The 24,626-nt window shown below is 37.9% G+C and carries 21 protein-coding genes and 3 pseudogenes; 17 read left to right on the forward strand and 7 right to left on the reverse strand.

The window, feature by feature from the left end:
• Positions 1 to 4: 4 nt before the first annotated feature.
• The 3 genes and pseudogenes from JCM19043_RS04135 to JCM19043_RS04145 form a co-directional block, all read right to left on the reverse strand.
• A pseudogene (locus JCM19043_RS04135) lies at positions 5 to 1,179 on the reverse strand (helix-turn-helix domain-containing protein).
• A gap of 37 nt (positions 1,180 to 1,216) precedes the next feature.
• A complete protein-coding gene (locus JCM19043_RS04140; protein WP_062320244.1) occupies positions 1,217 to 1,963 on the reverse strand; it encodes a hypothetical protein in 747 nt (248 codons plus the stop codon).
• 194 nt (positions 1,964 to 2,157) lie between these two features.
• A complete protein-coding gene (locus JCM19043_RS04145; protein ID WP_062320246.1) occupies positions 2,158 to 2,859 on the reverse strand; it encodes an HAD family hydrolase in 702 nt (233 codons plus the stop codon).
• Between the two features lie 212 nt (positions 2,860 to 3,071).
• Between JCM19043_RS04145 and JCM19043_RS04150 the strand changes: the two genes are divergently transcribed.
• The 5 genes and pseudogenes from JCM19043_RS04150 (at position 3,072) to JCM19043_RS04170 (ending at position 9,423) form a co-directional block, all read left to right on the forward strand.
• Positions 3,072 to 3,830, forward strand: a complete 759-nt coding sequence (locus JCM19043_RS04150) for a MurR/RpiR family transcriptional regulator (RefSeq protein ID WP_062320248.1) — start codon at positions 3,072 to 3,074, stop codon at positions 3,828 to 3,830.
• A gap of 131 nt (positions 3,831 to 3,961) precedes the next feature.
• Entirely contained in the window at positions 3,962 to 5,566 is a 1,605-nt protein-coding gene (locus JCM19043_RS04155; protein WP_062320250.1) for a PTS transporter subunit EIIC, read from the forward strand.
• Positions 5,567 to 5,587: 21 nt separating this feature from the next.
• The gene (locus JCM19043_RS04160; RefSeq protein WP_062320252.1) at positions 5,588 to 6,913 is read left to right on the forward strand and encodes a 6-phospho-alpha-glucosidase; all 1,326 of its coding nucleotides are present in this window, start codon (positions 5,588 to 5,590) and stop codon (positions 6,911 to 6,913) included.
• 134 nt (positions 6,914 to 7,047) lie between these two features.
• Positions 7,048 to 7,961: pseudogene (gnd, locus tag JCM19043_RS04165) on the forward strand (phosphogluconate dehydrogenase (NAD(+)-dependent, decarboxylating)).
• The gene (locus tag JCM19043_RS04170) at positions 7,951 to 9,423 is read left to right on the forward strand and encodes a gluconokinase (protein ID WP_062320253.1); all 1,473 of its coding nucleotides are present in this window, start codon (positions 7,951 to 7,953) and stop codon (positions 9,421 to 9,423) included. The pseudogene gnd and the gene JCM19043_RS04170 overlap by 11 nt, the downstream one beginning before the upstream one ends.
• Positions 9,424 to 9,547: 124 nt before the next feature.
• Here JCM19043_RS04170 and JCM19043_RS04175 read toward each other — a convergent pair whose 3' ends face one another.
• Entirely contained in the window at positions 9,548 to 9,865 is a 318-nt protein-coding gene (locus JCM19043_RS04175) for a helix-turn-helix domain-containing protein (protein ID WP_062320255.1), read from the reverse strand.
• A 168-nt stretch (positions 9,866 to 10,033) separates the two neighbouring features.
• On the opposite strand from JCM19043_RS04175, the gene JCM19043_RS04180 reads away from it, so the two are divergent.
• From JCM19043_RS04180 to JCM19043_RS04190, 3 genes are all read left to right on the forward strand, one after another.
• The gene (locus JCM19043_RS04180) at positions 10,034 to 10,885 is read left to right on the forward strand and encodes a VOC family protein (RefSeq protein WP_062320257.1); all 852 of its coding nucleotides are present in this window, start codon (positions 10,034 to 10,036) and stop codon (positions 10,883 to 10,885) included.
• Between the two features lie 27 nt (positions 10,886 to 10,912).
• A complete protein-coding gene (locus tag JCM19043_RS04185) occupies positions 10,913 to 11,503 on the forward strand; it encodes an NADPH-dependent FMN reductase (RefSeq protein ID WP_062320259.1) in 591 nt (196 codons plus the stop codon).
• Positions 11,504 to 11,699: 196 nt separating this feature from the next.
• Positions 11,700 to 12,614, forward strand: a complete 915-nt coding sequence (locus JCM19043_RS04190; RefSeq protein WP_369813752.1) for a mechanosensitive ion channel family protein — start codon at positions 11,700 to 11,702, stop codon at positions 12,612 to 12,614.
• Positions 12,615 to 12,721: 107 nt separating this feature from the next.
• Here the strand turns inward: JCM19043_RS04190 and JCM19043_RS04195 are convergent, their stop codons facing one another.
• Positions 12,722 to 13,153, reverse strand: a complete 432-nt coding sequence (locus tag JCM19043_RS04195; RefSeq protein WP_062320261.1) for a MarR family winged helix-turn-helix transcriptional regulator — start codon at positions 13,151 to 13,153, stop codon at positions 12,722 to 12,724.
• Between the two features lie 108 nt (positions 13,154 to 13,261).
• Between JCM19043_RS04195 and JCM19043_RS04200 the strand changes: the two genes are divergently transcribed.
• On the forward strand, positions 13,262 to 14,251 hold the full coding sequence (locus tag JCM19043_RS04200; protein ID WP_062320263.1) for a YhdH/YhfP family quinone oxidoreductase: 990 nt from the start codon (positions 13,262 to 13,264) through the stop codon (positions 14,249 to 14,251).
• A gap of 132 nt (positions 14,252 to 14,383) precedes the next feature.
• Here the strand turns inward: JCM19043_RS04200 and JCM19043_RS04205 are convergent, their stop codons facing one another.
• Both JCM19043_RS04205 and JCM19043_RS04210 read right to left on the reverse strand, forming a co-directional pair.
• On the reverse strand, positions 14,384 to 15,217 hold the full coding sequence (locus tag JCM19043_RS04205) for an alpha/beta hydrolase (protein ID WP_231631386.1): 834 nt from the start codon (positions 15,215 to 15,217) through the stop codon (positions 14,384 to 14,386).
• 71 nt (positions 15,218 to 15,288) lie between these two features.
• Positions 15,289 to 16,890 (reverse strand): PucR family transcriptional regulator, encoded by a 1,602-nt coding sequence (locus JCM19043_RS04210; protein ID WP_062320267.1) that lies wholly within the window; start codon positions 16,888 to 16,890, stop codon positions 15,289 to 15,291.
• Between the two features lie 119 nt (positions 16,891 to 17,009).
• On the opposite strand from JCM19043_RS04210, the pseudogene fdrA reads away from it, so the two are divergent.
• From fdrA to JCM19043_RS04240, 8 genes and pseudogenes are all read left to right on the forward strand, one after another.
• Positions 17,010 to 18,731: pseudogene (gene fdrA / locus JCM19043_RS17275) on the forward strand (acyl-CoA synthetase FdrA); the annotation flags it as partial.
• A 60-nt stretch (positions 18,732 to 18,791) separates the two neighbouring features.
• The gene (locus JCM19043_RS17280; RefSeq protein WP_231631391.1) at positions 18,792 to 20,009 is read left to right on the forward strand and encodes a DUF1116 domain-containing protein; all 1,218 of its coding nucleotides are present in this window, start codon (positions 18,792 to 18,794) and stop codon (positions 20,007 to 20,009) included.
• Between the two features lie 2 nt (positions 20,010 to 20,011).
• Positions 20,012 to 20,851, forward strand: a complete 840-nt coding sequence (locus tag JCM19043_RS04225; protein WP_082394405.1) for a DUF2877 domain-containing protein — start codon at positions 20,012 to 20,014, stop codon at positions 20,849 to 20,851.
• A 12-nt stretch (positions 20,852 to 20,863) separates the two neighbouring features.
• On the forward strand, positions 20,864 to 21,670 hold the full coding sequence (locus tag JCM19043_RS17285) for an MFS transporter (RefSeq protein WP_231631387.1): 807 nt from the start codon (positions 20,864 to 20,866) through the stop codon (positions 21,668 to 21,670).
• Positions 21,649 to 21,843: a hypothetical protein gene (locus tag JCM19043_RS17290; protein WP_231631388.1), complete on the forward strand. Its 195-nt coding sequence runs from the start codon at positions 21,649 to 21,651 to the stop codon at positions 21,841 to 21,843. Before JCM19043_RS17285 ends, JCM19043_RS17290 begins: the two co-directional genes overlap by 22 nt.
• 17 nt (positions 21,844 to 21,860) lie before the next feature.
• The gene (locus tag JCM19043_RS17295; RefSeq protein WP_231631392.1) at positions 21,861 to 22,151 is read left to right on the forward strand and encodes an MFS transporter; all 291 of its coding nucleotides are present in this window, start codon (positions 21,861 to 21,863) and stop codon (positions 22,149 to 22,151) included.
• A 33-nt stretch (positions 22,152 to 22,184) separates the two neighbouring features.
• A complete protein-coding gene (arcC, locus tag JCM19043_RS04235) occupies positions 22,185 to 23,192 on the forward strand; it encodes a carbamate kinase (protein WP_082394406.1) in 1,008 nt (335 codons plus the stop codon).
• Positions 23,193 to 23,276: 84 nt separating this feature from the next.
• On the forward strand, positions 23,277 to 24,500 hold the full coding sequence (locus tag JCM19043_RS04240) for a dicarboxylate/amino acid:cation symporter (protein WP_062320271.1): 1,224 nt from the start codon (positions 23,277 to 23,279) through the stop codon (positions 24,498 to 24,500).
• The last annotated feature ends 126 nt before the right edge of the window (positions 24,501 to 24,626 follow it).

A 24,626-nucleotide genomic window follows, 5' to 3' on the forward strand; every position in this document is an offset into this window, starting at 1 on the left:
TCTGTTACTTAAGGTATTTGAGTTCAAAGTCTTGATTCGAGGTAATGTATGATGTGAAGAATTCTTGAGTTATACCGGTCAGGTTACTTAAGAAACCAACATCTATCAGCCAATCTTTATCCAACATGGTTCTCAGATCAATCAAATCTTTTTTAAAAACGAGATCAAAAATAGATCTTGTTTTTTGGGGTTTTTGAATCAAGATGATATCATCTAAAGGTTCTTGTTTTAAATAACCTTTACGATGCATGGCGGCATAAAAGTTACGATGCTCCTTGGCATCTAGTATACCTAAATGGGCCGCGCGATATCCTAGTACTTGTAAAGATGTTTTCCATTTCTTTTTTAAATCAAGATAGGCATCAGGTTTTTAGGATTAATAACAGTTTTTATATCAACTAAGAATGCTGCTTCAGGTAAAAGAAAGGCACCGGCGAATAAATCTGCTTCTTTTTCAAGTGCTTTATGTTCCTTACGATCTAGGTGAGTGAAGGCCACTTTATAATGTAGCAATAAATGACCAAGTTCATGGGCAATGTCAAAGTTCCTACGGACACTGGATCGTTTTAAGTTCCCTAAAATAATATATGGGCGTTCAGTCTTTGTCCATAAGCTATAAGCGTCAATGTCATCTCCAATGGCCTTTTCAAAAACGAATACACCGCTTTTTTCGACAAGAAATAATAGGTCGTCATTTGTGTCTGGTCTTAACCCTAAAAAGTCTCGAGCGAGTTTTGCTACATGAGCAATCTGTGTGTCTTTCTTTTCATCTGTTTGCTGTAGATAATTAATGACACTATTTCTTAATTGAATAATTTTTTTTGAAGGAAGAACCAACTGATAAGCTAAATAATTAATTAGGCTGTCAAGAAATTCAACGTGCTTAGCTTCGGTCTGAGTTTTAGCCATTAAGTTAATAACTTTAGATCGATAAGCAATGTGCATCAGTGGTATCGTGTCTTTTTCGATGTATTTAGATAATATATCTGGTTGATAAAAATATGTGCTTTTTACTTTAAATAACTGCTTTAATTGATTGATTGTTTGTAACTTTGGGGTTGTGTAGTTGTTTTCATATTGCCATATAGCTTGTTCTGTGATCTCTAGTTGCTCAGAGAGCTGTTTGCGAGAATAGCCATATAGTATTCTTAAGTTTGATAAGTTCTCACCTATAAACATTAAGCTCTCCTCCTCTTTAAAAATTGCCTTTTGAGTCTTAATTACTTGCCTTGTTTTCTTTATCTAAGATTCCTATATCAAAAGCGGCTGGGTCAATAATATCATGTTCTTGTTCAGGTGCTATAATGCTACGCTCTTCATCTGTTAGTTCAGCACCTGCTATATATCTAGATAAGTCTTCAATTTCGTATGCGATGTTATTTTGCGGATTTGGAAGGTAATGAATTATCTTTGAAATTTGCAGGGCTTTATCAATTTCATATGTTAGAATGTGGAACTCATCATACTCCTTTTTTAGGTTTTGAAGATCCTCATTAGCATGTTGTTCACTTACAAAAAATGAAAGTTGTTGTGTATTTTCAACTCTGTTTATCTTTGCGATGTCAGGGAAGTCTACGCTGTTATTTATTTGGGAAAGTTCATGTAAGTATGTTCTTTTAGTGCCCGTTCTATTAGTACTAGTTGGTAAAGTAGCGTAAGAAAAATTATCAGGATTGAAATAATGAGCATTTTTTATCAAAAATAAAATATTTGAATCTTTATGAGAGAATTGCAAGTAATCCCAAGAAAGTCCGGCCTTTGCTGTTTTATAAGATAATTTTAAATCTGAACTGTGTTCAGCAATTTTGCTTTCGATAAAATTTCCTTTTGTCCAAGCGAACGCACTACTTATATGCATCTTGGCTTTTCTATCTAGTCTGTGTTCAATGTATTCACGATACCCTTCAATTATAGCCGTGACAATTTTAACACTGTCTTTTGAATCAAAACGAAATCTATTCATTTGCACACTCCTAATAATATTATTTGTAATTCTGAATGAATAATATTATTTTACAACAAAATAATTAAAATATATATGATTTTTTCTGTTATTTTTAAAGTTATAGCTATATCACCTACTAATGGTTAAGATTATGCGTAACAAAAACAACATAGATTATTCGTGATAAAAAATCCATGTTGTTTTTCAATTACTTATTTTTTAAAGTAATCTAACATTTCTTTGGCACTTGTCACTTCTTGATCCGCCGTGTAAGAGCACGCTTGATCAGCTTGTCGCTGGCGATGATTCATCCAGACTGCTTGCCAGCCGACTTGTTTAGCGCCGACAATATCTTTCTCGAAGGAGTCGCCCACATAAATTGTCGATTCGGGTGTTGTTGGTAATTTGTCTTCAATGATATGAAAAATTTCTGGATTTGGTTTCGCAATCCCGTAAGCACCTGAGATAAAGGTGTTTTCTTTTGGTATCCACTTTTCTAACTGTAGCTGATCAATCTTCATTGACTGATGCGCGACTTCTCCGTTTGTGAGGATAGCTAACGTCACGTCTTTTGTTTTTAAATAATCAAGTAAGGTTTCGACTTCAGGAAAAAGGGTGATTTTTCCTTGCGCCCGTTTATATTGCTTATGAAATTCTAAAGCTAAATCGTCATTAATATCAATCCCAAAGTCTTGAAGTGCTAACTTATACCGTCCTACTTGCCAATCAAGGACAGTAATCTCCCCGCGTTCACTTTGGTCAAACAGTGTTTCACTATGTTTTCTACTTGCGTGATAAATACGATCTATTTGATCGTAGTTGTATGTGTCATTAATTAAATGTTTAAATGTCTCGTGAAAAGATAAGGCTTGGTCGTATAAAGTATCATCAACATCAAAAATAATGGTTGTCATTGTGCGCCTCCTGTTATTTATGTATATAAACCATCATATCAGAAGATTTGTCATTATAAAATTGACAAATATAAAATAATAGCGCTAGTATGTAAGTATCAGAACGTATGAGTTGTTTAAAGTGGTTTTATGAAAGCGCTTGTATTATGGGTGAGGATCTATGATGGTAAGGTTAGAGCGGATAATGAAAATTTACATGAAGGAGACTAAATGTGATAGATATAAACAAGATAACGCATGGGAAAGATTTAACCGATTTGGATGAACAGTTATTAACGTATATTTTAAGTAACATGGATACTGTCTTACAAAAGGGGGTTAGACAAATCGCAAAGGAAAACTACACCTCTCCAGCGACAGTAATAAGATTGTCAAAGAAATTAGGTTACAACGGCTTTATAGATTTATACTATCAGTTATTGCCGATGGTTAATGCGAAAACAGACTGTATTGAAGACGATTTAGACTTTTTTAAATTAGATCATGGGTTGTTGCTTCAATACAATACAGTAGAAGATATGGATATATTCATAAAGAAGGTTTTGTGTCTAGATCAAGACTTTATTTTCATTTATGCGGCAGGTTTCTCATCAATCGCGGCCGAATACATGTACAAAAAACTGCTTTTACTTGGGAAGAAAGTCATTATTGCTACAACATTAGACTCTGTAGGTGTATTAGAAAATAACATAAAAAACATTGGTGCCTTTGTATGTTTTTCGAAATCTGGAGAAACAAAGAGTGTATTAGAAAAACTGGAGGCTGTAAAGAAAGAAGGTATATTTTCCGTCTCTTTTACTAGAGAAATTCCTAATAGAATCGGAGAGTGTAGTGATTTAAATTTTAAGATTACTGATCAAAATAAACTAGATGACCGTAATCTGTTACCCAATACCTTTTTCCCTTTTGTCTTACTGTTAATAGAGTATTTACTAAGCCGATATTTAACTGAAATACATGAAGTAGAATAATATAATAATTTAGAATTCCTGAAACGTGTTTCGTCTTAACGAAACACGTTTTTCAATTGGCTGAAAGCCTTTTCTAAATATGAAAAACCCGCTAGACTATGGTTAACTTATTAAACATTGGAGGTACTGAAATGAAAGAAAAAGTCATGGGAATTATGCAACGTTTTTCAAAAGCTATGTTTATTCCAGTATTAATACTACCTATTGCTGGTATTTTAATCGCGATTGGGAACCTATTTACTAATGCAAGGTTACTCGAAGTTGTTCCGTTTTTAGACAATCCTATCACTACAGGATTTGGTACGATTCTTTCGGGATCACTCGTATCCATCTTAGTAAATTTAGGACTTGTCTTTGCGGTTGGTTTAGCCGTAGGACTTGCTAAAAAGAAAAAGTCAGAAGCAGGTTTTATTGCAGTACTTGGTTATTTAGTATTTATTAATGCGATGAACCGCTTTATGGACTTACAAGGAATATTAATTGATGGGGATTTACAAGGGACCGGACAAACACTTGTTTTAGGGGTGCAAGTGCTAGATATGGGTGTGTTCTTAGGTATTTTCCTTGGTATTATCACAGCCTTTGTCCATAACCGCTATGCTGAGAAAGAATTTGATAATGCCTTTCAAATTTATGGAGGTACACGTTTTGTCTTCATCGTTCTTATTCCAGTCGTTGTTATCTTAGCTATTTTATTTACTTACATCTGGCCATTTTTCCAAATGGGAATCAGTAATTTAGGTGAACTTATTAATCAAAGTGGTAACTTCGGGATATTCTTATATGGATTACTAGAACGACTATTGATCCCTACGGGATTACACCATTTAGTATATACACCATTCTTATATACAGAGTTAGGAGGCGTTGCCGAAGTTGCTGGGGAAGTGTTTGAAGGCGCTCGTAATATTTATTTTGCAGAGATCGCTAATCCTAATGGAGGGTTACTTGCACCAAGTGTCATTTGGGATGCTCGTGGTATATCAAAAATGTTCGGTTTAATTGGTGCATGTTTAGCGATGTATCACACAGCCAAACCTGAAAACAAGGCAAAAGCTAAAGCAATTTTAATTCCAGCAGCTGTAACGTCATTTATTGCTGGTGTCACTGAACCTATTGAATTTTCTTTCATGTTTGTTGCTCCGATATTGTTTGTTGTACACGGTGTGTTAAGTGGGTTAAGTATGGTTGTACTAAATATCTTTAATGTTAGAGCCATTGGACCAAATGGGTTTATTGATTTTCTCCTTTACAATGTCCCATTAGGAACAGAAAGAACGGTATGGCCGATGTACATTGTTGTTGGGTTGATTTTCTTTGTTGTTTATTATTTCCTATTTAGATTCTTGATTACGAAATTTAATTTTAAAACGATTGGTAGAGAAGTGGGTAATCAAGAAACTAAATTATATTCTAAAAAGGAATATAAAGATAAAAAGGAGAAAAATGAAAACAAACAAAAGGATAATGTAGGAGCCGATCTTGGTCTTGCGCATCTTATTGTGGAAGCACTTGGCGGCGAGAATAACATTAAAACGGTCACAAACTGTTATTCGCGATTACGCTTAACAGTAGATAATCCCGAGATTGTCGATGAACAAGTGTTAAAAAATGAAACAGGCGCGAGTGGGGTTATTAAAAAAGGTGAGAATGTCCAAGTCGTCTATGGGTTGCAAGTCACAAAAATACGTAAATCCGTTGATCATGTTTTAAATAGAGAAACAGCAGAAGAATAAAACAGGAAGGGATGATTTAATATGAAAAAATTTTCAGTTGTAATTGCCGGAGGAGGAAGTACATTTACACCGGGGATTGTTATGATGATGTTAGATAACCGTGATCGTTTCCCTATGCGTGAATTAGTACTTTACGATAATGATGAAAAAAGACAAGCGGTGCTAGGTGAAGCACTCGATATTCTTATTAAAGAGCAAGCTCCAGAGTTGAAATTTTCTTATACAACCGATCCAGAAGTTGCCTTTACCGATCGTGACTTCTGTATGGCGCATATTCGGGCAGGGCAATATGACATGCGTGAAAAAGATGAAAAGATTCCACTAAGACATGGTGTTATTGGACAAGAAACATGCGGTCCTGGTGGTATTGCTTACGGGATGAGAAGCATCACAGGTATGCTAGAAATTATTGATTATATGGAGAAGTACTCGCCAGATTGCTGGATGTTAAACTATTCAAATCCAGCTGCTATTGTAGCTGAAGCCTGTCGTGTTTTACGTCCAAATGCAAAAGTGTTAAATATCTGTGATATGCCAGTTGGAACGTTAAGACGGATGTCACAAATTATCAATAAACAGCCACAGGATTTAGAAGTGCGTTACTTTGGTTTGAATCACTTCGGTTGGTGGACAAGTGTTAAAGATAAAGAAGGTCATGAATATCTTGATGAAATTAAAGATTATGTTGCTGAAAATGGCTATTTAACGCAAGTAGAAGTGGACACACAACATATGGACCCTAGTTGGCAAGAGACACACAAAAAAGCTAAAGATTTATTGGCGGTTAATCCAAGATATTTGCCTAACACATATTTAAAATATTATCTCTATCCGGATTATGAAGTGGCTCATTCAAATCCTGACTTCACGAGAGCAAATGAAGTAATGGAAGGGCGAGAGAAACAAGTCTTCACAGCTGCAAGAGAAATTATTGAAAAAGGAACAGCTAAAAATAGTAATTTCCATATCGATAGCCATGCTTCATTTATCGTCGACCTTGCTCGTGCTATTGCGTTTAATACGCATGAACGAATGTTGATGATTGTTGAGAATAATGGAGCAATCGCAAACTTCCCTGATGATGCCATGGTTGAGGTACCTTGTATCGTTGGCAGTGATGGTGTCGAGCCGTTAGCTCAAGGGAAAATCCCCAACTTTGAACAGGCTTTAATGTACCAACAAGTAACGGTAGAGAAATTAGTAGTAGAAGCTTATATAGAGGGTAGCTACCAAAAATTATGGCAAGCGTTGACACTTTCTAAAACGATTCCAAGTGCAAAAGTTGCAAAAGATGTGTTGGATGATCTAATCGAAGCAAATAAAGAATATTGGCCAGAATTAAGCTAAAGCTAGATGGTTGATTATGAAGAAAGAGGCCGTTGTGAAGCGGTCTCTTTCTTTAAACTTGTCAATAAAGGAAGAGGGCATTTGGTATCTGGCATGGCAAAGACTTAACTATAAAGAACACGAGGAGTATCAAAATGAAAATAGGTATGATAGGTTTAGGGAAAATGGGATTAAACTTGGCAAAAAATTTGAATGATCATGAGATAGAAGTGTATGGGTATGATATTGATCAGACGATCAAAGGTAAAGTAGAAGAATCAGGCATTCAATTTATTTCATCAGTTGATGAGTTATTGCATCAATTAGAGGGCGAGACGAAAACAGTATGATGATGCTTCCTGCTGGTGAGATTACCGAGACAACTTTTACTAGGTTATTAAGCAAATTAAATAAAGGTGACCGAATTATTGACGGGGGGAATGCCCATTTTGAGGACTCCAAGCGTCGAGGAGAATTATGTGGAAAACAAGGTATTCACTTTTTTGATGTAGGAACCTCAGGTGGCATTGCTGGTGCTAGAAATGGTGCTTGTATGATGGTTGGTGGTAATAAGGAAGCATTTAAAGAAATAGAATATATCTTTCGAAAAATAAATGTGGATAAGGGATACTTATATACGGGACCAACTGGGAGTGGCCACTATTTGAAAATGATTCATAACGGTGTTGAGTATGGTATGATGCAAGCGATTGGTGAAGGATTTAATTTACTACATCACTCAGAATATTCATATGATCTGGAGAAAGTCGCTACTGTTTGGAATCATGGCTCTGTGATTCGAAGTTGGTTAATGGAGTTAATGGGAGAAGCATTTGAAAAAGGGAATATCGATGAGATTGAAGGTATTATTCAGTCCTCAGGTGAAGGTAAATGGACGGTAGAAGAAGCACTCAGGTTACAAGTTCCTACGCCAGTCATTTCTCAAGCGCTAATGGTAAGATTTATGTCACTCGATCAAGAAAAATATGGAGAAAAATTAGTTTCTGCTTTACGTCAAGGCTTTGGTGGGCATACGGTAATTGAGAAGAGGCAGCCCATTGAGAGCTAGGTATACATTAGGCTTAGACATTGGAACAACAAATAGTAAAATTGTGTTATATAATGAACGATTAGAAGTTATTGATAGTGCGTATACGGTAAATAGAACGTATCGTGATTACTTAGGGATGGCAGAACAGCAAGCAGATGAAATCTATCTTGGGGTAAAAAAAATAATTAAAGAAATAATCCATCGACATGTTGAGATAAAAGATTGGATTCAATCGCTGTCTTTATCTAGTGCCATGCACAGTGTCCTACTTATTTCTGATAATTACACGCCGTTGTCACCAGTATATACGTGGGCAGATAACCGAGCTAACGATACTCTTAAAGAAGTGAGGAGCCAAGGAGATCTAGACTGGATTTACCGTCGTACCGGGACCCCCATTCATTCTATGTCGCCATTTAGTAAGTTAGTCTGGCTGAAAAGTACACAGTCTAACATTCTAGGAGAAGCCAAGAAAATTGTAGGGATAAAAGAATATATCACGTATAAATTAACAGGTGAGTGGAAAGTTGACTATTCGATTGCTTCTGCGACGGGATTATTAAATTTAGAACAATTAGATTGGGATGATGACGTACTGGAAATTATTGGCATTAACCGTGAATCGTTATCTGAACTAGTCGATACAGATTATTTATTTCATCAAAAAAATCTAAAAGAACTTGAAGAATTAGGGTTAAACCATCAATTGGATATTCATATTGGGGCAAGTGATGGAGTTTTATCAAACGTTGGTCTTGGAGCGATAAACAAAGGTGAAGCGGCTCTTACTATTGGAACGAGTGGTGCCATTCGAGTTATTAGTGATGAGATCAAACTAGATTATCAAGGTCGTACATTTTGTTATTACCTAAAGAAAGATACATGGGTCATTGGAGGAGCTGTTAATAATGGAGGTAATACACTAGCATGGCTTTCAACGTTATTAGAAGAAACCAGTTTAGATGAGATAAATGCACGTGCTGAAGAAATATCCGCAGGTGCTGAGGGGTTATTATTTTATCCTTATATAAATGGTGAACGTGCGCCTCTTTGGGATGCAACAGCAACAGGTCATTTTATTGGTATCAAGCCCATTCATAACAAAGGTCATTTTGCAAGAGCTGTTATGGAAGGGGTCATGTACAATATTTACGATGTTTATCAAATACTCACTAATTTAGTAGGAGATATTTCAACAATTAAAGTGACGGGTGGGTTTTTAAAATCCAACTTGTGGAAGCGGATTGCGGCAAATATTTTTAATCATGAGCTTATTGAAAGTAACCGCATTGAAAGTTCATGTTTAGGAGCAGTCATACTAAGCATGAAGGATAATCAAAGTGACATTACATCTATGGAACAAAGTATTAAACTAGACCAAAAAGAAGTAGAAATATATAGGCGAACTTTATCAGTGTATCAATTGTTGTCTAAGCCTGTTCTTGAGCTTCATGCTATAAAATCTGAGCTGGTAGGATAGACATCATAAATAAAGTCTATACTATAATTATGTGAGTAATAACACATATATCTAAGTACAAATAAAGCGTGAGCTAATGAGGATAACTCAAATAGCTCGCGCTTTATTAAATGATTGATAAGGATTAGTCGTTTAGAAACATCCATTCCTGTGACCAATGTTCAATAGATTTTAATATTGGCTCCATTGAACGACCTTTATCCGTTAAGGAGTATTCTATGACAACGGGCGTATCTGGAATGACGTCGCGCTTGACTAATCCTTTTTGTTCTAGGTCTTTTAATCGATCGGATAAGACTTTACCGCTAATGCCAATCGCAGACTGAATCTCATTAAAACGTTGCGTGCCATTTAATAGTTGGTAGATGACAAGTCCTGTCCAGCGCTGGCTTAAGATAGAAATCGCTTTTTCGAATTTTGGACAAATGGTTGGTTGTGCCATAATCTTCACCTCTTCTAATGGTATTATAGCATATGTTAAAACTTAATAACAAATATTAAATTAATTACTTGACGAATATTAATCAATAATATATAGTAGGTTACATAAAGTAAGTTAAAAACAAAAAGAAATGAATCCATCACTGAAAGATGGAGAGGAGGAAATACAATGGGCTTTCATGAAAAACCAACAACATTTGTCAGCCATGTCACATTAAAGGTAAGTGATTTACAACGGTCACTCAACTTTTATCAGACGGTTATTGGGTTTAAAGTCTTATCTCAAACAAATATGACGGCTGAATTAACAGCTGATGGGAAGACAACGCTTCTTACCTTGACTCAACCAGACGGTGTGACACCGAAAATCCAACAAACAACGGGTATGTATCACTTTGCTTTACTCTTACCTAAGAAGAAAGATTTAGCGGATGTAATTGTTCACCTAACGCGTCACAACATTGACTTAGGGGCAGCGGATCACTTAGTCAGTGAAGCGATTTATTTAAGTGATCCCGATGGTAATGAGATTGAGATTTATATCGACCGTGATCCTGATGAATGGACATGGCACAGTGGTCAAGTCAAGATGGCAACTGATCCATTAAATGCAGAAGCCTTAATGTCTCATCGGATTGAGGGGAGCGAGTGGCAAGGGTTACCAGAAGAAACCATTATGGGGCATATCCACTTATATGTGGCAGATTTAAATAAAACAAAAGCCTTTTATGTCGATGGATTAGGTCTTGATGTCGCGAGTGTGTTTGGCAGTAAAGCGCTCTTTCTATCTTCCGGTCACTATCACCACCATGTCGGTGTAAATACGTGGAAAGGGGAAGGGTTACCACCTGAAGAAGAAACAAGTGTCGGTATGCAGTCATTTAAGATGGTGTATCAAGACACCGCAGCACTTCATAACATCGTGCAGCGCTTAAGGGAACAGGGAGCGACCGTTGAGGAGATCAATCATCATATCTTTACTAAAGACCCATCGGGAAATCGGATTGAATTGACGGTTTAATGGGAAGAGAGAAAGTAGGTTAGCTAAATGAAATGGTTAAATAAACTATTAGGAACACAATCTAAGGAGGAAAAAAACATGAGTGAAAAAATGAACATTGGGATTATTTTAGGAAGTACGAGAGAAGGCCGCGTTAGTCCAGCCGTAGGAGAATGGGTAAAATCAATTGCTGATAAGCGCGAAGATGCAAACTATGAGATCGTTGATATTAAAGATTACCAATTACCGTTATTAGGTGAAGGAGATGCGCCGGGTATTGCAAAATGGAATGAAAAATTAGCGGAACTTGATGGTTTTGTCTTTATTGTACAAGAATATAATCATAGTTTATCAGCCTCACTTAAAAATGCGCTTGATTTAGCGCGTGACGCTTGGCATAATAAAGCAGCCGGTATGGTAAGCTACGGTTCAACTGGTGGTGCACGTGCCGCTGAACATTTACGCGGAATTATGGGTGAATTAATGATTGCCGATGTCCGTACACACCCAACGCTCTCATTATTCTATGACTTCAAAGGTCAAGAGTTTGCGCCACAAGACTTGCACTTAGAAACCATCAACTTAATGTTAGACCAAGTCAATGACTGGAGCGGAGCACTTAAGCCGTTAAGAAAATAATTAACAACTGATTTTTACTAACTATCATTTAAAGCTAGTGTCGCTCTTAGAGAGGGATGCTAGCTTTTTACGTGGATTGAAACTTGTATCAACGTGTATAGCTTAGGTTAAGTGCTTATACCGCAAAAAATATAAAGGTTAAAAGATAGGTGAGCGGGTAGATATTGATAAAGGTACCTATCAGAAAGGGGGACGCGTGTTGAATCCACTCATACGTTTTTTTAGCCAACCGTATGCGATGCAGCTTCTCGCAGCTATTGTCGGGATTATCGTAATTCTCATTATTAGAAGCTTCATTGAAAAGCGTTTGAATCATTATATTAAGGACTCCGATAGTTCTTATCGCACGAAAAAAGCGGTCGGGATTGTGGGGTATTTCTTAATTGTCTTACTCATCTCGGTCGTCTATCGTGACCGGTTAGGATCGTTAACGGTCTTCTTTGGTATAGCGGGTGCTGGAATCACCTTTGCCTTACAGGAAGTGATTGTTAGTTTTGCCGGCTGGCTGGCGATCTTGTTTAGTGATATTTATAAGTCAGGGGATCGTGTACAAGTCGGTGGAATAAAAGGGGACGTTATTGATGTTGGCATCCTTCGAACAACCATTATGGAGATCGGTGGTTGGGTTGATGGTGATTTATATAACGGCCGGATTGTCCGGATTGCCAATAGCTTTGTTTTTAAAGAACCGGTTTACAATTACTCAGCTGACTTTCCATTTTTGTGGGATGAGATTAAAATCCCGGTAAGGTTTGGCAGTAACTATAACATGGCTAGACAGATGTTTACTGAAGTAGCGAACAATGTTGTGGGTGATTACACGAAAGAAGCAGAAGAACAGTGGGATCAGATGGTTAAGAAATACTTAATTGAAGATGCGCAAACAGAACCGCTTGTCTTAATGGTGGCGAATGACAATTGGGTTGAGTTTACGGTGAGGTACGTTGTTGATTACAAGAAACGGCTCGGTATTAAAGATGAGTTATTCTCGCATATTTTACAAAAAGTTGAAAGCAGTGACGGAAAAGTCGCTCTTGCTTCTGCAACCTTTGAGCTGGTAAATACACCAACAGTAAATATAAAATCAGACAGAAAAAATGACGAAGCGTAGATAATCACTTTTCTTCCTTAAACGACTATACTAAATAAGAAACACCGCTAAATAAAGGGGTAAGCCTTTATTTAGCGGTGTTTTTGTCTATTCAAACAGTAGGTTAATTAAACATCTTCATGAAAATCAGACGTGATAATCGTTGTTAATGCCTTTTTTAATACAAGCGTTTCATCATCAGCTAAGTCTTTTAGAACGACGGTATTTAACTGCTGAGTGACCTTTTCGATAGGGTCTTTCATGGCATTTGCTTTTTCCGTTGGGATGACCCAGACGTTTCTTCGACTATTTTCATCAATCGATCGCTCGATTAAATCAGCCTTTTGCATACGATCAAGAATGCCAGACACCGTTGGCGCTTCTAAGTGTAAAAGAGCCCCAATTTGTTTTGGAGACAGAGCCCCATCTTGCCACAAACAATTTAATACCCCATACTGAGCGGGTGTTAATTTATATTCTTGAAGTAGTTTGCTGAAATGTTTGAATACCTTGTTTTGACTGACACTAAGTAAAAAATTCATACAATCATGTAATTCCATAGACAGCCCCCTTTCCTATGTTGACGTATCCATCATAGCATGTTAATCTTTTATAGCAAACATTTTTGTTTGCGAACTGTTTTTATAAAAAACAAAGGAGAATATGAGATGAATTTATTTAAGGCGCTTGTTGTTAGAGAAGAAAATGACGAAGTGAATTATGACTTAGAAGATGTAGCGGTGGAGGCATTATCTGAAGGAGACGTACTTATTAAAGTGGCTTATTCTTCGCTCAACTATAAAGATATGCTGGCGGTACAAAAAAACGGAGGTGTCATTAGAAATTACCCAATGATTCCAGGGATCGACTTAAGTGGGACGGTTGTTCGTTCACAACACGAAGCGTATGAAGAAGGACAAGAAGTCATTGTGACAGGCTTTGAACTTGGTATGACTCATACAGGTGGATTCGCTGAATATGCAAAAGTGCCAGCTGATTGGCTTGTGCCTTTACCTAAAGGCTTGACGTTAAAAGATGCCATGGTTTTTGGTACAGCCGGTGTAACAGCGGCCCTTTCGATTGCAGCTTTAGAAAAAAACGGCCTAAGACCTGATAATCATCCTGAGATTTTAGTGACAGGTGCAACAGGTGGCGTCGGTAGTCTCGCGCTGCAGATGTTAGCTAAAAGTGGCTATCCTAACATTACGGCCTTAGTCCGTAAAAGTTATCAAGTGGAGATCGCTAAAAAATTAGGAGCAACAGCAATTATTTTTCCAGAGGACTTGGGTGAACTAAAAAGACCGCTAAATAAATCTAAATATGACTATGTGTTAGATACGGTTGGCGGGGACGTTGCCTCAACCATTATCCCTCAACTATCCTATAGAGGAAGCATAAGCATGTGTGGGAATGCCGCAGGCATCCAGTTAACGTCAACGGTCTTACCACTGATTTTAAGAGGGGTGAACATCTTAGGTATTGACTCTGTCAACGTACCTATCACAGAACGGTTTGAATTATGGGATAAGCTTGCAGGTGACTGGAATGTGTCGCAAACGGCATTAGTAAACGAAGTGTCGTTAACAGGTTTAAAAGAGAAAATCACCGCAATTAAAAAGGGTGAACATCTTGGAAGAACGATCGTAAAGTTTGATTGAATGACTTCTTTTTATGAGATAGTTTAGGGGTCAATTCATCAGCTAGTTTATTAGTATGAAACCTTAAATCAAATATACATTCAAAATAACGGTAACCGACGTGATGAACATTGGTTACCGTTATTTTTATGTCTAGCATTCTTTTACTGCTGTCGTTGTTAACGTTTCCTCTAACCAAGCAATGATTTGTGCATAGATTTTTATGCCGGTCGTATCGGTCGTATCTCGGTCAAAATCATGTGTGTCATTATAGATGGTGAGACATTTAGCTGACGGTATTTTCCGGCTCATCTGTTTCGATAGTCGGTAAGGCACGTCAGGGTCATGTGTAGCGGCAGCTAGTATGGTCGGTGGAAACTGTTTAAATGTTTCATCTGAGACGTGATAAGTCTCAAGTGGTGAGTGAGGTTGTAAGTAACGTAACCAGTTGCCTTCTTGTCTTGCTTTTAAATAGAGGGCGAAGCGCTTTTCAAGTGAACCCTCTGTCACATAATGGTCTGAGATAATGCCATTAACGACGCTGTCCTCTACGGCTGGAAACTGTAAGTAATGCTTACTTGGTTTTTTGAATTCATCTACGTCAAAGCCTGGATAGCCATATAAACTTATGATAGCAGCAGGTGTCATATCTGTTTTTTCTAACAAAGTCTCAGCTAGTTTAAGAGCTAAATAGGCTCCTGCTGAGCGTCCAAATAAAATCAAACGATTATGCTCTAGTTGAAAAATGTCTTTTCTATGCGTCGCGTAATGCACACAAAGTTCATAGGTAGACTGCAAGATTATATCTAGTGAGACCTCTGGCGCCAGTGGATAGTCACACGTTAATACATCATAACCAGCCGTCACTAGCTGATCGACGTAAATGTTTGGCAAGTCATCGCGATGACCATATAATAGTCCCCCGCCATGAAAATAGACAATCGTAGCCTTCTGTCTATTCTCACTGGCACGATATAATGTCATCATCATATTTATATTGTGAGTGGATGTATAGTGGTAAATCTCAGGTGTGTGCAACAGTATGTCCTCCCTTAAAACTAATGTAACAGTTTAAATAATCGCGTGGCGATTTGAATTTGTAAAATATCCTCAGGTTGATCAAAATTAATAGTGAGTAACTCTTTCACCTTGTCTATCCGGTATCGAATCGTTTTATGATGTAAAAATAGTCGTTCAGCTGTTTTAGTGTAGCTCTGTTGCGTATCAATAAAAACAGACAGTGTTTCAAATAATTCCGGATGCTGTTCCTTAAAGTCAACAATATGCGGCGAGATAAAACTCTTAGCTTGATCTAACTTATCTAGGTCGAGTAATAGCTTATAGATACCTAATTGTTGGTAGTTTAAAACGGAGTTTTCTGGATAAAATAAATCAAGAATTTTTTGAGTTTTCAACGCTTCAGTATTTGCTCTGTGAATAGCTTCCTTGTGTACAACTGAGCTCATACTGATATGGTAATAATCTTTTTTATATCCCTTCATGACTTGTTCAACCGTTTCTTTGATTTTCTTCTCATTGAGTGACTGATCAACTTCTCTAAGGTTAGCTAATAAAACAATTCGGTTCGTATTTTCCATATAGGCAAAACGGTTGGTTGGAACCTTTAATAGATAACGCATCTTTTTTAACAGCTTGGTGTAATCCTTTTGAAGTGTGTCGACTTGCTCTTTTTGATAGAGTTTTACGATGGCGACTTGATAATAGTCATATTTATCAATATTTAAGTAATCTAAAATGTCATCGACATCTTTCTCTTCTTGAATGCGGTTATTTAATACATCGTTTAAGATGTTATTTTTTTGTTGATAAATATTTTGTGACAGCGCATATTTCTTCAACAATTCCATTTGAAGAAATTTGACCGCATTCTCTAACACCATAAAGTCTTCTTCGCTAATGTGATGAGTCCCTTCGTGAATAATCAGCTCATATTCATCATGCTCAAGACAAGGGATTTGTACACTGATTTGAGACCCCTTACTTTCTTCGCTCCCAATGGTGTAGATCACCTCACGTCGTTTATAACTATAAAACATATATTTTTCCTGTTTAATGGCTTGTTTACTAAGAATGTGGTAATTTGATAAATCGGCGTTAGTAGTGATTTGAGTCTTTTTTAACATATTCAATAAGGTGAAATCAAAATGAATCATCTGTTTAAACTCTTCCAAAATAGCTTGGATTGACGGCATCTTTAAAGCAATCTGCGTAATCTCACTATGAATCTCATAATAACGATTGAGTAAAGCAACATTTTTATTAATGATTGGTTCTAAAATAGCTAAAACAATGGCTTCATACTTAACTTCTTTATCAATTTGGATTAATAAGATGCCGTGCTGATGGCAAAGTTCAATCATCAATTCAGGCACATGATGTACGAAACGATCGACTTTAACAATAATCGCTGCAATCCCGATGATCGCCATCTTCTTAAAAAAATCGGTTAAGGTCTTTTCGGATAAATCTTTAAATGCGAAAAAACTCGTGAGAATGACTTGCCCTTTTTTGCCCCAATTTTCGATATCTAGGGCTTCTAATACATTAACACCGGTAATCTTTTTATCACAACCAGCCTCGCCTGCGATGATTCTTGCTTTTTTTAATGGTTCCAGTCGCATCAAGTTAAGCGCCTTCATTTTGCCACCCCCTTTATCCTTTTCGTCTAAAAAAACAATAAAATTCTAGATTTCTTAGCCAATGTATTCTAAAAACTCTCGTGCTATATTTATCTTACAGCAAACAAGGAGGTTTGAAAATGTTAAAAACAGTGATTAGAAAAAATAGTTATCAAGATTCAATTAACTTGATGCTACTAACCAACGCTATCAATGGTTTGGAAGGAGTGAAAAAATGCTCCATTATGATGGGGACGGATGCTAACAAAGACATTTTTAAAAACAGTGGCTTGTTAACAGACGAAGCAAAAACAGCCTCACCGAGTGATATGGTCATCGTGATCGACGCTGAGAATGAGGAGATTTTTGAAAACGCTTTATCAGAGTCGGATAAGTTTTTAGATGATTTAGCCGTGAAAGGTGAAACAAGTGGATTTGAAACAGTCAATAGCTTTAAAGCTGCTCAAGATAAGTTGCCAGAGGCAAACCTCGCTTTATTATCTATTCCAGGCGAGTACGGTGTGGATGAAATTGAAAATGCTCTAGATCAAGGTCTACATGTTTTCTCATTTACAGATAATATTCCACTTGAGGAAGAAGCCAGATTAAAACGAAAAGCCCACGAAAAGGGCGTTATGTTAATGGGGGCAGATTGTGGTACGGGTATTATCTCTAGTACACCGCTTGCTTTCACTAACGTTGTCAAACCAGGTAACATCGGTATTGTTGGTGCTTCTGGCACGGGGATTCAAGAAGTGACCACCATTATTGACCGTCTCGGAGGAGGGGTTGTTCATGCGATTGGCACAGGTGGACGTGATTTAAGCGAAGAAGTTGGAGCGATTACGGCAAAAGATGCGTTACTTGGATTAGAGGCACATGATCCCACAGACGTGATTGTCTTTATTTCCAAGCCACCTGCAAAAAAAGTGCGTGATGAGATTGTAGAATTATTGCATAGCTTATCTAAACCAGCTGTGGCGATTTTCTTAGGTGAAAAACCAGATCATCATGAAGGTGATGTTTACTTAGCACATACACTTGAAGAAACAGCACGCATCGCCGTTGATTTAGCAGAAGGAAAAGCCGTGCAGGTAAATTACAGTCAGCCGCTAGCAAATAGCGTTGACGTTGTTTTATCTGAAGATAAAACAGTCAAAGGGCTTTATTCTGGCGGAACGTTAGCGGCTGAAGCGGGTATGCTTATCTCAGATGCTCTTGACTTGGGCGGGTTAATTAAAGAGGAAGGGTATATCTTAAAAGCCAATGGCTATGAAGTCATGGATTTGGGTGATGACATTTATACGCAAGGAAAACCACACCCAATGATTGACCCAGAAGTACGTATCAATAAAATGAGAACATACGCCAACGATGCAGATACAGGAGTTATTTTATTTGATTGTGTCTTAGGTTATGGTTCACATCCAGACATGGCAGAAGCCTTATCACCAGCGATTTTAGAAGCGAAAGCAACAGCTGAAAAAGACGGAAGAACCTTATACTTTGTCGCAACAGTCTGTGGAACAGACCAAGATCCTCAAGGTTATGACAAAGCCATTCGTACATTAAAGCGGTCTGGTGTGTTTGTGGAAGAAAGTAATGCGAAAGCTGTGCGTCTTGCGCTTAAACTAAAAGGGATTGATTATGAAACAAATAATAAAGACCAACAAGAGGTTAACGCGGCTAAAAATACTTTACCAAAACTAAGTGAAGCGATTCGTGATTTACTCAATACAAAACCACGTGTCATTAACATTGGTTTGAAGAGCTTTACTGAATCCATTATTGAACATGGTGGTAAAACGGTACAGTACAACTGGAAACCAGCTGCTGGTGGAAATAAAAAGCTGATAAAAATTTTACATGCTTTAGCAAAACTAGATGAAGTAGAAGAAGGTAATGCAGCGGTTGTTGAACAGATGAAAAATACTCAGCCGTTCTTAGTCGATGTGCGTCCAGCTAAAGAAGTGATGGATGTGTTAAATGATCGTGTCATCCTTCATGCTGGACCACCGATTGACTTTAAAGATATGACAGGACCTATGCAAGGGTCATGTATTGGTGCGGTGTTATTTGAAGGTTGGGCGGATGACGAAGAAAGTGCACGGAAGTTACTTGAAACGGGTGGCGTGACCTTCTCACCTTGTCACCATCATCATGCGGTCGGACCAATGGGGGGAATTACGTCTAGTAATATGCCTGTACTCGTGGTTGAAAATAAACTCGATGGCTCACCTGCTTACTGTACATTAAACGAAGGTATCGGGAAGGTTCTTCGGTTTGGGGCTTATTCACAAGAGGTTGTCGATCGTCTTCACTGGATGAAAGATGTATTAGGACCAGTGCTTTCACAAGCGCTCAGACATAAAGAGGGTGGCCTTAACTTAAGTGTTATGATAGCAAAAGCCATCACGATGGGTGATGAGTTCCATCAACGTAATATCGCGGCCTCGCTTAATTTCTTAAAAGAAGTGACACCGCTCATTGTAAAATTAAAAATCAATGAAAAAGATAAATATGATGTCATTAGTTTCCTTGCTGATACAGACCAATTCTTCTTAAATATCATGATGGCGGCAGGAAAAGCAACGGTTGATACCGCGCGTAAAATCCAACGAGGAACCGTTGTGACAACCATGGCAAGAAATGGTCGCGACTTTGGTGTTCGCATCAGTGGTATGGGTGATGAATGGTTTACAGCGCCAGTCAACACACCAAACGGTTTGTACTTCACTGGCTATTCAGAGAGTGACGCGAACCCTGATATTGGTGACAGTGCCATTACAGAAACTGTCGGTGTCGGTGGTATGGCGATGATCGCTGCCCCAGGTGTGACTCGTTTTGTAGGTGCTGGTGGTTTCAATGATGCTCTTGATGTTTCGGAGGAAATGAATGAGATTTGCTTAGCGAACAATGCGAATTGGAGTATTCCAACATGGGACTTTAAAGGTGCATGCTTAGGCATTGATGCACAAAAAGTCGTTCATTCTGGGATTACACCAATCATCAATACCGGTATTGCCCATAAAGAACCTGGCATTGGTCAAGTAGGCGCAGGGACGGTGCGTGCACCGCTTGCGTGCTTTGAAAAAGCTTTACTTGCCTATGCAGACAAACTTGGCATTACTGTTGACTAATCATGGTTAACAACATTAAGGGTGGAGCAATTAGTAGTTTGTTGCTCCCCCTGATACACAAAATTGAAACAGGCCGTGTACATAGCCTGTTTAAACGGGGCATTAATATCGAATTTGATGATACGCATCTCTTTTTAAGTGCAGCGAGTGAGCCGCTGTCTGCTTTTGGCATTAACATAGCGCCAGACAAATTAGCTGATGTTAAAGCGGTTGTACGAGTAGGTGACTTAGTTGTTAAAAAACAACATGCACTTGTTATTTACGGCGAAGCAGCTATCATCGCGATTCATTACAATGATCTGTCAGTGATGGATCTATCTTTTCCTACTGTTATTTGTCAAAAAAAAGCTATACAAGAGACGGTGTTGTACCAAATGCTAGAGCAAAGCAAGCTAACAGAACAAATCGGGTTAGAGCTGAATGATACAGCAGTTGAACACATTGAACAGCTCATCAATCTACCTAAACAAAATAAACAAACACAGCTTGCTCTTATAGATTATTTTTTAGGTCGAGGTTTAGGGTTAACACCGAGTGGTGATGATTTGCTTATGGGTTATACGATGGCTGTGATGGCTTTTCAAGTGAGTCAAGATTGGTTAGACTGTTTAGCTTATAAAGTATCAGAAAATAAAACAACTTACATTAGTATCGCTTATTTTCACGCTTTATTACATGACCATTTAAGTGAGAATTTTGTTGCCTTAGTAAAATTATTAGATACAAATAATCGAGAAGTGATTGAAACAGTCATAAAAGAAATTCAGCAGTATGGCCATACGTCAGGCTATGATACGTTATATGGTTTTTGGTTAGGACTAACAATGGTGTCTAAAAGTTGAGGAGGGTTTTAAATGGAACAAGCAAAACAAATGAATATGGTTGATAAGTATAAAGCTATGCCGGTATCGGAACGTTATTGGTGGAAAGTAGTCGCGTTAGGCTTCTTCGGATGGATTTTGATGTATGCTGACCGGACGATTCTTAATCCGGTTATGGGTAATATTGGAGCAGAGTTTGGTTTAAGTAACGCGCAGCTCGGCTTAGTCAATAGTGTGTTCTTCTTAGCGTATGCGGTAACTCAAATTCCATTTGGTGTATTAGCAGATAAAGTTGGACGAAAGCTCGTCATTTCCCTTGGTTTTATTCTCTTTGGGGTTACCACCTATTTAAGCGGTGTGGCATCAGCTTTTGGTGTATTTATGCTTTTCCGTGTGTTAACTGGTATCGGTGAGGGAGCTTATTATGGCCCGGGTTATGCCTTGTCTACTGAAGCGATTCCAACGAAGAAATTAACCTTAGGTACAGCCATTATTAATAGTGGGATGGCGTTTGGTACATCTCTTGGTTACTTATTATCAAGTAAATTAGTGCTTGAAAATGGTGCGCACTGGAGTCAGCCATTCTATATTATGGCCGTTCCAACAGTGATCTTGGGTATTCTTTATTATACGTTATTAAAAGAAAAGATTGTGCGACCAGAAGATCAAGGCAAAGAAGAAGTAAATAATAGTGATGCAACACAAGCTGTTGCTAGTGAAAAAGTTAGTTTTAAATCAATTATTACGAATAAAAACTTAGTGGTAACATTTATTTTAGTTTTCTGTTCTATCTATGCTACTTCGTTATCATTACGTGGTTGCCAAGATTCTTACAAGTAGAACGTGGTTTTGCGGGCACAAGTGTTGGGTTTATTTCATCGCTTGTACCATGGGCATCCATTCCAGGTGCACTTATCTTAGCGCGATTATCTGATAAGTATAAAACAACGAAGAAATTTATTTATTTCCTTGTCCACTATCGATTATTACATCATTCGGGATTGCCTTTGTAACGGATCGTACGTTACTGATTGTCGCTTTAATTGTTTATGGTTTAACAGGCAAGTTAGCACTTGATCCTATTTTAGTGGCGTTTGTAACAAAAAATGCACCGAAAAGTTCTTTATCTACCACATTAAGTGCCTATAACTTCATTGGGATGTCAGGGGCGATTTTAGCACCGTATATCACTGGATGGATTGCGGATACAACAGGTTCTATGAAAGTTGGTTTTTACCTGGCATCCGTCTTACTGACGATCGGGATGATTATATTTGTCCTCGTGGCTAAAGATAATGATCAGATAGAAGAAGCAAAATAATGCTCAAACGATAGAGGGAAAGAGGGAGAAAGTATGATTGAAAATAAAAAAATAATTGTGGCTCTTGGTGGGAATGCGATTCTTTCAGATGACCCAACAGCAGGTGCTCAAATCGAAGCCATTCGACAGACATGTGATCGTTTAGCGGATTTAGTTGAACATCATAATCAATTGATTATTTCGCATGGAAATGGGCCTCAAGTAGGGAACTTATTATTACAGCAACAATTAGCAGATAGTGAGAAAAATCCAGCCTTGCCACTTGATACATGTGTCGCGATGACAGAGGGAAGCATTGGGTACTGGATGCAGAACGAAATGAGTAGTATATTAAAGAAGCGAAATATTGATAAATCTGTCGTTTCTCTTGTGACACGTGTAGAAGTCGATAAAGATGATCCTGCTTTTACCCATCCAACGAAACCGATTGGTCCTTTCTTAACAGAAGTGGAAGTGGCTGAAGCAAAAGAAGATGGGGCTAAATATATTGAGGATTCAGGAAGGGGTTATCGTAAGGTAGTGCCTTCACCAAAACCCGTCGGGATTGTTGAGTTTGATACGGTCAAACAACTCGTAGAAAATGATGTCATCACCATTTCTTGTGGAGGTGGCGGTATTCCAGTCCTTAAGACGGAGGACGGTTATACAGGTGTTGAAGCGGTTATTGATAAAGATTTTGCCTCAGAGAAATTAGCTGAACAGGTCAATGCTGACTTATTTATCATTCTTACCGGTGTCGATAATGTGTATATTAACTTTAATAAGCCAAATCAGAAAAAGCTTGAAGAAGTGTCTGTTGAGGAGTTAAAGCAGTATATCGGTGAAGGGCAATTTGAACCGGGAAGCATGTTACCAAAAATTGAGGCGGCAGTGAAGTTTGTTGAAACATCTGATCATGGTAAAGCGATTATCACATCACTTAGCAACTTAGATAATATTCATCAAGGAGCTGGTACTGTTGTCGTAAAACATAAAAATAACAATGAGAAAGTCGAATCGCTCAATGTTGAAATGCATGAATCTCTAATAACTAGCGAGTGAAAGCCCGTTTGTAATCAATCTATAAACAAGAAGCGGGTGCTAGCTATTAGCACCTGCTTACATGTTGTTAGTCGGGAGGCCGTTATGAAAAAGCTAAAGTTAAGTATGACAACAAAAATCATGTTGGCGGTAATACTAGGTGTCTTATTCGGGGTACTCTCTGATGGGGATTTAACAAGTTTAAAGCTTATCGGCGATATTTTTCTTCGCTTGATTCAAATGTCCATTATCCTTCTCGTTATGGGGCAGATTATTGAAGCGGTAGGTAGTTTAAATTCAAAGGAATTAGGTAGGAGAGGCTTAAAAACCATTGGGATTTTTCTTGGAACATCCTTTTTAGCCGCATTATTTGGTATTATAATTGGTTATTGGTTAAAGCCAGGTGTCGGCAATCAGTTAGATACATTGACAAACGGTGTTGACATTGACCCAAACAGTATTGGAACATCCTCTGATGTGATACTGAATTTCTTCTCACCAAACGTCATTCAATCGATGGCAGAGGGGAATATCGCACAGATTATTATCTTTTCTGTCCTATTTGGTATTGCGATGAGTCTAGTTAGAGTGGAGTCTGGCGCAGAAAAAGTACTTGGATTTATTAAAGAATTTAATCATATTATCTTAAAACTTGTCTTAATGATAATGAATTTAGCGCCGATTGGTATCTTTGCATTGATTGCAAGTACCATCGGCAAGCTTGGATTAGGTGTTATGATGCCGCTATTAAAATATTTAGGTGTCTACGGTTTAGCTACAGCTATCTATTTATTACTTTTTACTGTATTTATTTCCGTTACGTGTCGTATAAAATTACCTAAGCTTGTTCGAGGGATGTTTCAAATGTCTGTGATCGCGCTCGCAACGACATCGTCAGCCATTACATTGCCGACGGCAATGAAAGACGCTAAAGAAAAATTAGGTATTAGTGAAAGAGTATCAAAGTTTGTCTTGCCACTAGGCATGACTTTAAATAGTAACGGTGCAGCGATGCATATGGCAATTACGGTCATCACTATTGCTCAAATATACGGAGCGGAATATACGCTCACTCAATATATTTTCATTGCCGCTCTATCAACACTGGTTTCACTTTCGAATGCGGTTGTGCCAGGTGCGGGTCTTGTATCTATGGCGATAATTATTCCGCAGATGGGCTTGCCACTTGAATCGATCGCAATCTTTGCTGGGGTAGAGTGGTTTGTGGGTATGCTTCGAACGATTTTAAATGTTGACTCAGATGTCTATGCCGCCTTACTTGTGGCCAAAAGTGAAGGAGATATTGATTACTCTGTGTATGATCAATAATTGTGTCAGATAGATTATTTACTAGTAATGAAAGTATAGATGAATAAAGATAATCGGGATATTGATGGTATAGTGGAAGAAATACAATGAGTATCACGCTTATATCGAGGGGGAAATACTGAATGG

This window comes from Halolactibacillus sp. JCM 19043 (genome assembly GCF_001310395.1).
Classification (GTDB): Bacteria; Bacillota; Bacilli; order Bacillales; family Amphibacillaceae; genus Halolactibacillus; species Halolactibacillus miurensis.

Coding starts and splice junctions, on each gene's coding strand:
- JCM19043_RS04140 (WP_062320244.1), bottom strand. CDS start 1,963: ATGAATAGATTTCGTTTTGATTCAAAAGACAGTGTTAAAATTGTCACG.
- JCM19043_RS04145 (WP_062320246.1), bottom strand. CDS start 2,859: ATGACAACCATTATTTTTGATGTTGATGATACTTTATACGACCAAGCC.
- JCM19043_RS04155 (WP_062320250.1), top strand. CDS start 3,962: ATGAAAGAAAAAGTCATGGGAATTATGCAACGTTTTTCAAAAGCTATG.
- JCM19043_RS04160 (WP_062320252.1), top strand. CDS start 5,588: ATGAAAAAATTTTCAGTTGTAATTGCCGGAGGAGGAAGTACATTTACA.
- JCM19043_RS04175 (WP_062320255.1), bottom strand. CDS start 9,865: ATGGCACAACCAACCATTTGTCCAAAATTCGAAAAAGCGATTTCTATC.
- JCM19043_RS04180 (WP_062320257.1), top strand. CDS start 10,034: ATGGGCTTTCATGAAAAACCAACAACATTTGTCAGCCATGTCACATTA.
- JCM19043_RS04185 (WP_062320259.1), top strand. CDS start 10,913: ATGAAATGGTTAAATAAACTATTAGGAACACAATCTAAGGAGGAAAAA.
- JCM19043_RS04195 (WP_062320261.1), bottom strand. CDS start 13,153: ATGGAATTACATGATTGTATGAATTTTTTACTTAGTGTCAGTCAAAAC.
- JCM19043_RS04200 (WP_062320263.1), top strand. CDS start 13,262: ATGAATTTATTTAAGGCGCTTGTTGTTAGAGAAGAAAATGACGAAGTG.
- JCM19043_RS04205 (WP_231631386.1), bottom strand. CDS start 15,217: ATGATGACATTATATCGTGCCAGTGAGAATAGACAGAAGGCTACGATT.
- JCM19043_RS04210 (WP_062320267.1), bottom strand. CDS start 16,890: ATGAAGGCGCTTAACTTGATGCGACTGGAACCATTAAAAAAAGCAAGA.
- JCM19043_RS17280 (WP_231631391.1), top strand. CDS start 18,792: ATGAAAAATACTCAGCCGTTCTTAGTCGATGTGCGTCCAGCTAAAGAA.
- JCM19043_RS04225 (WP_082394405.1), top strand. CDS start 20,012: ATGGTTAACAACATTAAGGGTGGAGCAATTAGTAGTTTGTTGCTCCCC.
- JCM19043_RS17285 (WP_231631387.1), top strand. CDS start 20,864: ATGGAACAAGCAAAACAAATGAATATGGTTGATAAGTATAAAGCTATG.
- arcC (WP_082394406.1), top strand. CDS start 22,185: ATGATTGAAAATAAAAAAATAATTGTGGCTCTTGGTGGGAATGCGATT.
- JCM19043_RS04240 (WP_062320271.1), top strand. CDS start 23,277: ATGAAAAAGCTAAAGTTAAGTATGACAACAAAAATCATGTTGGCGGTA.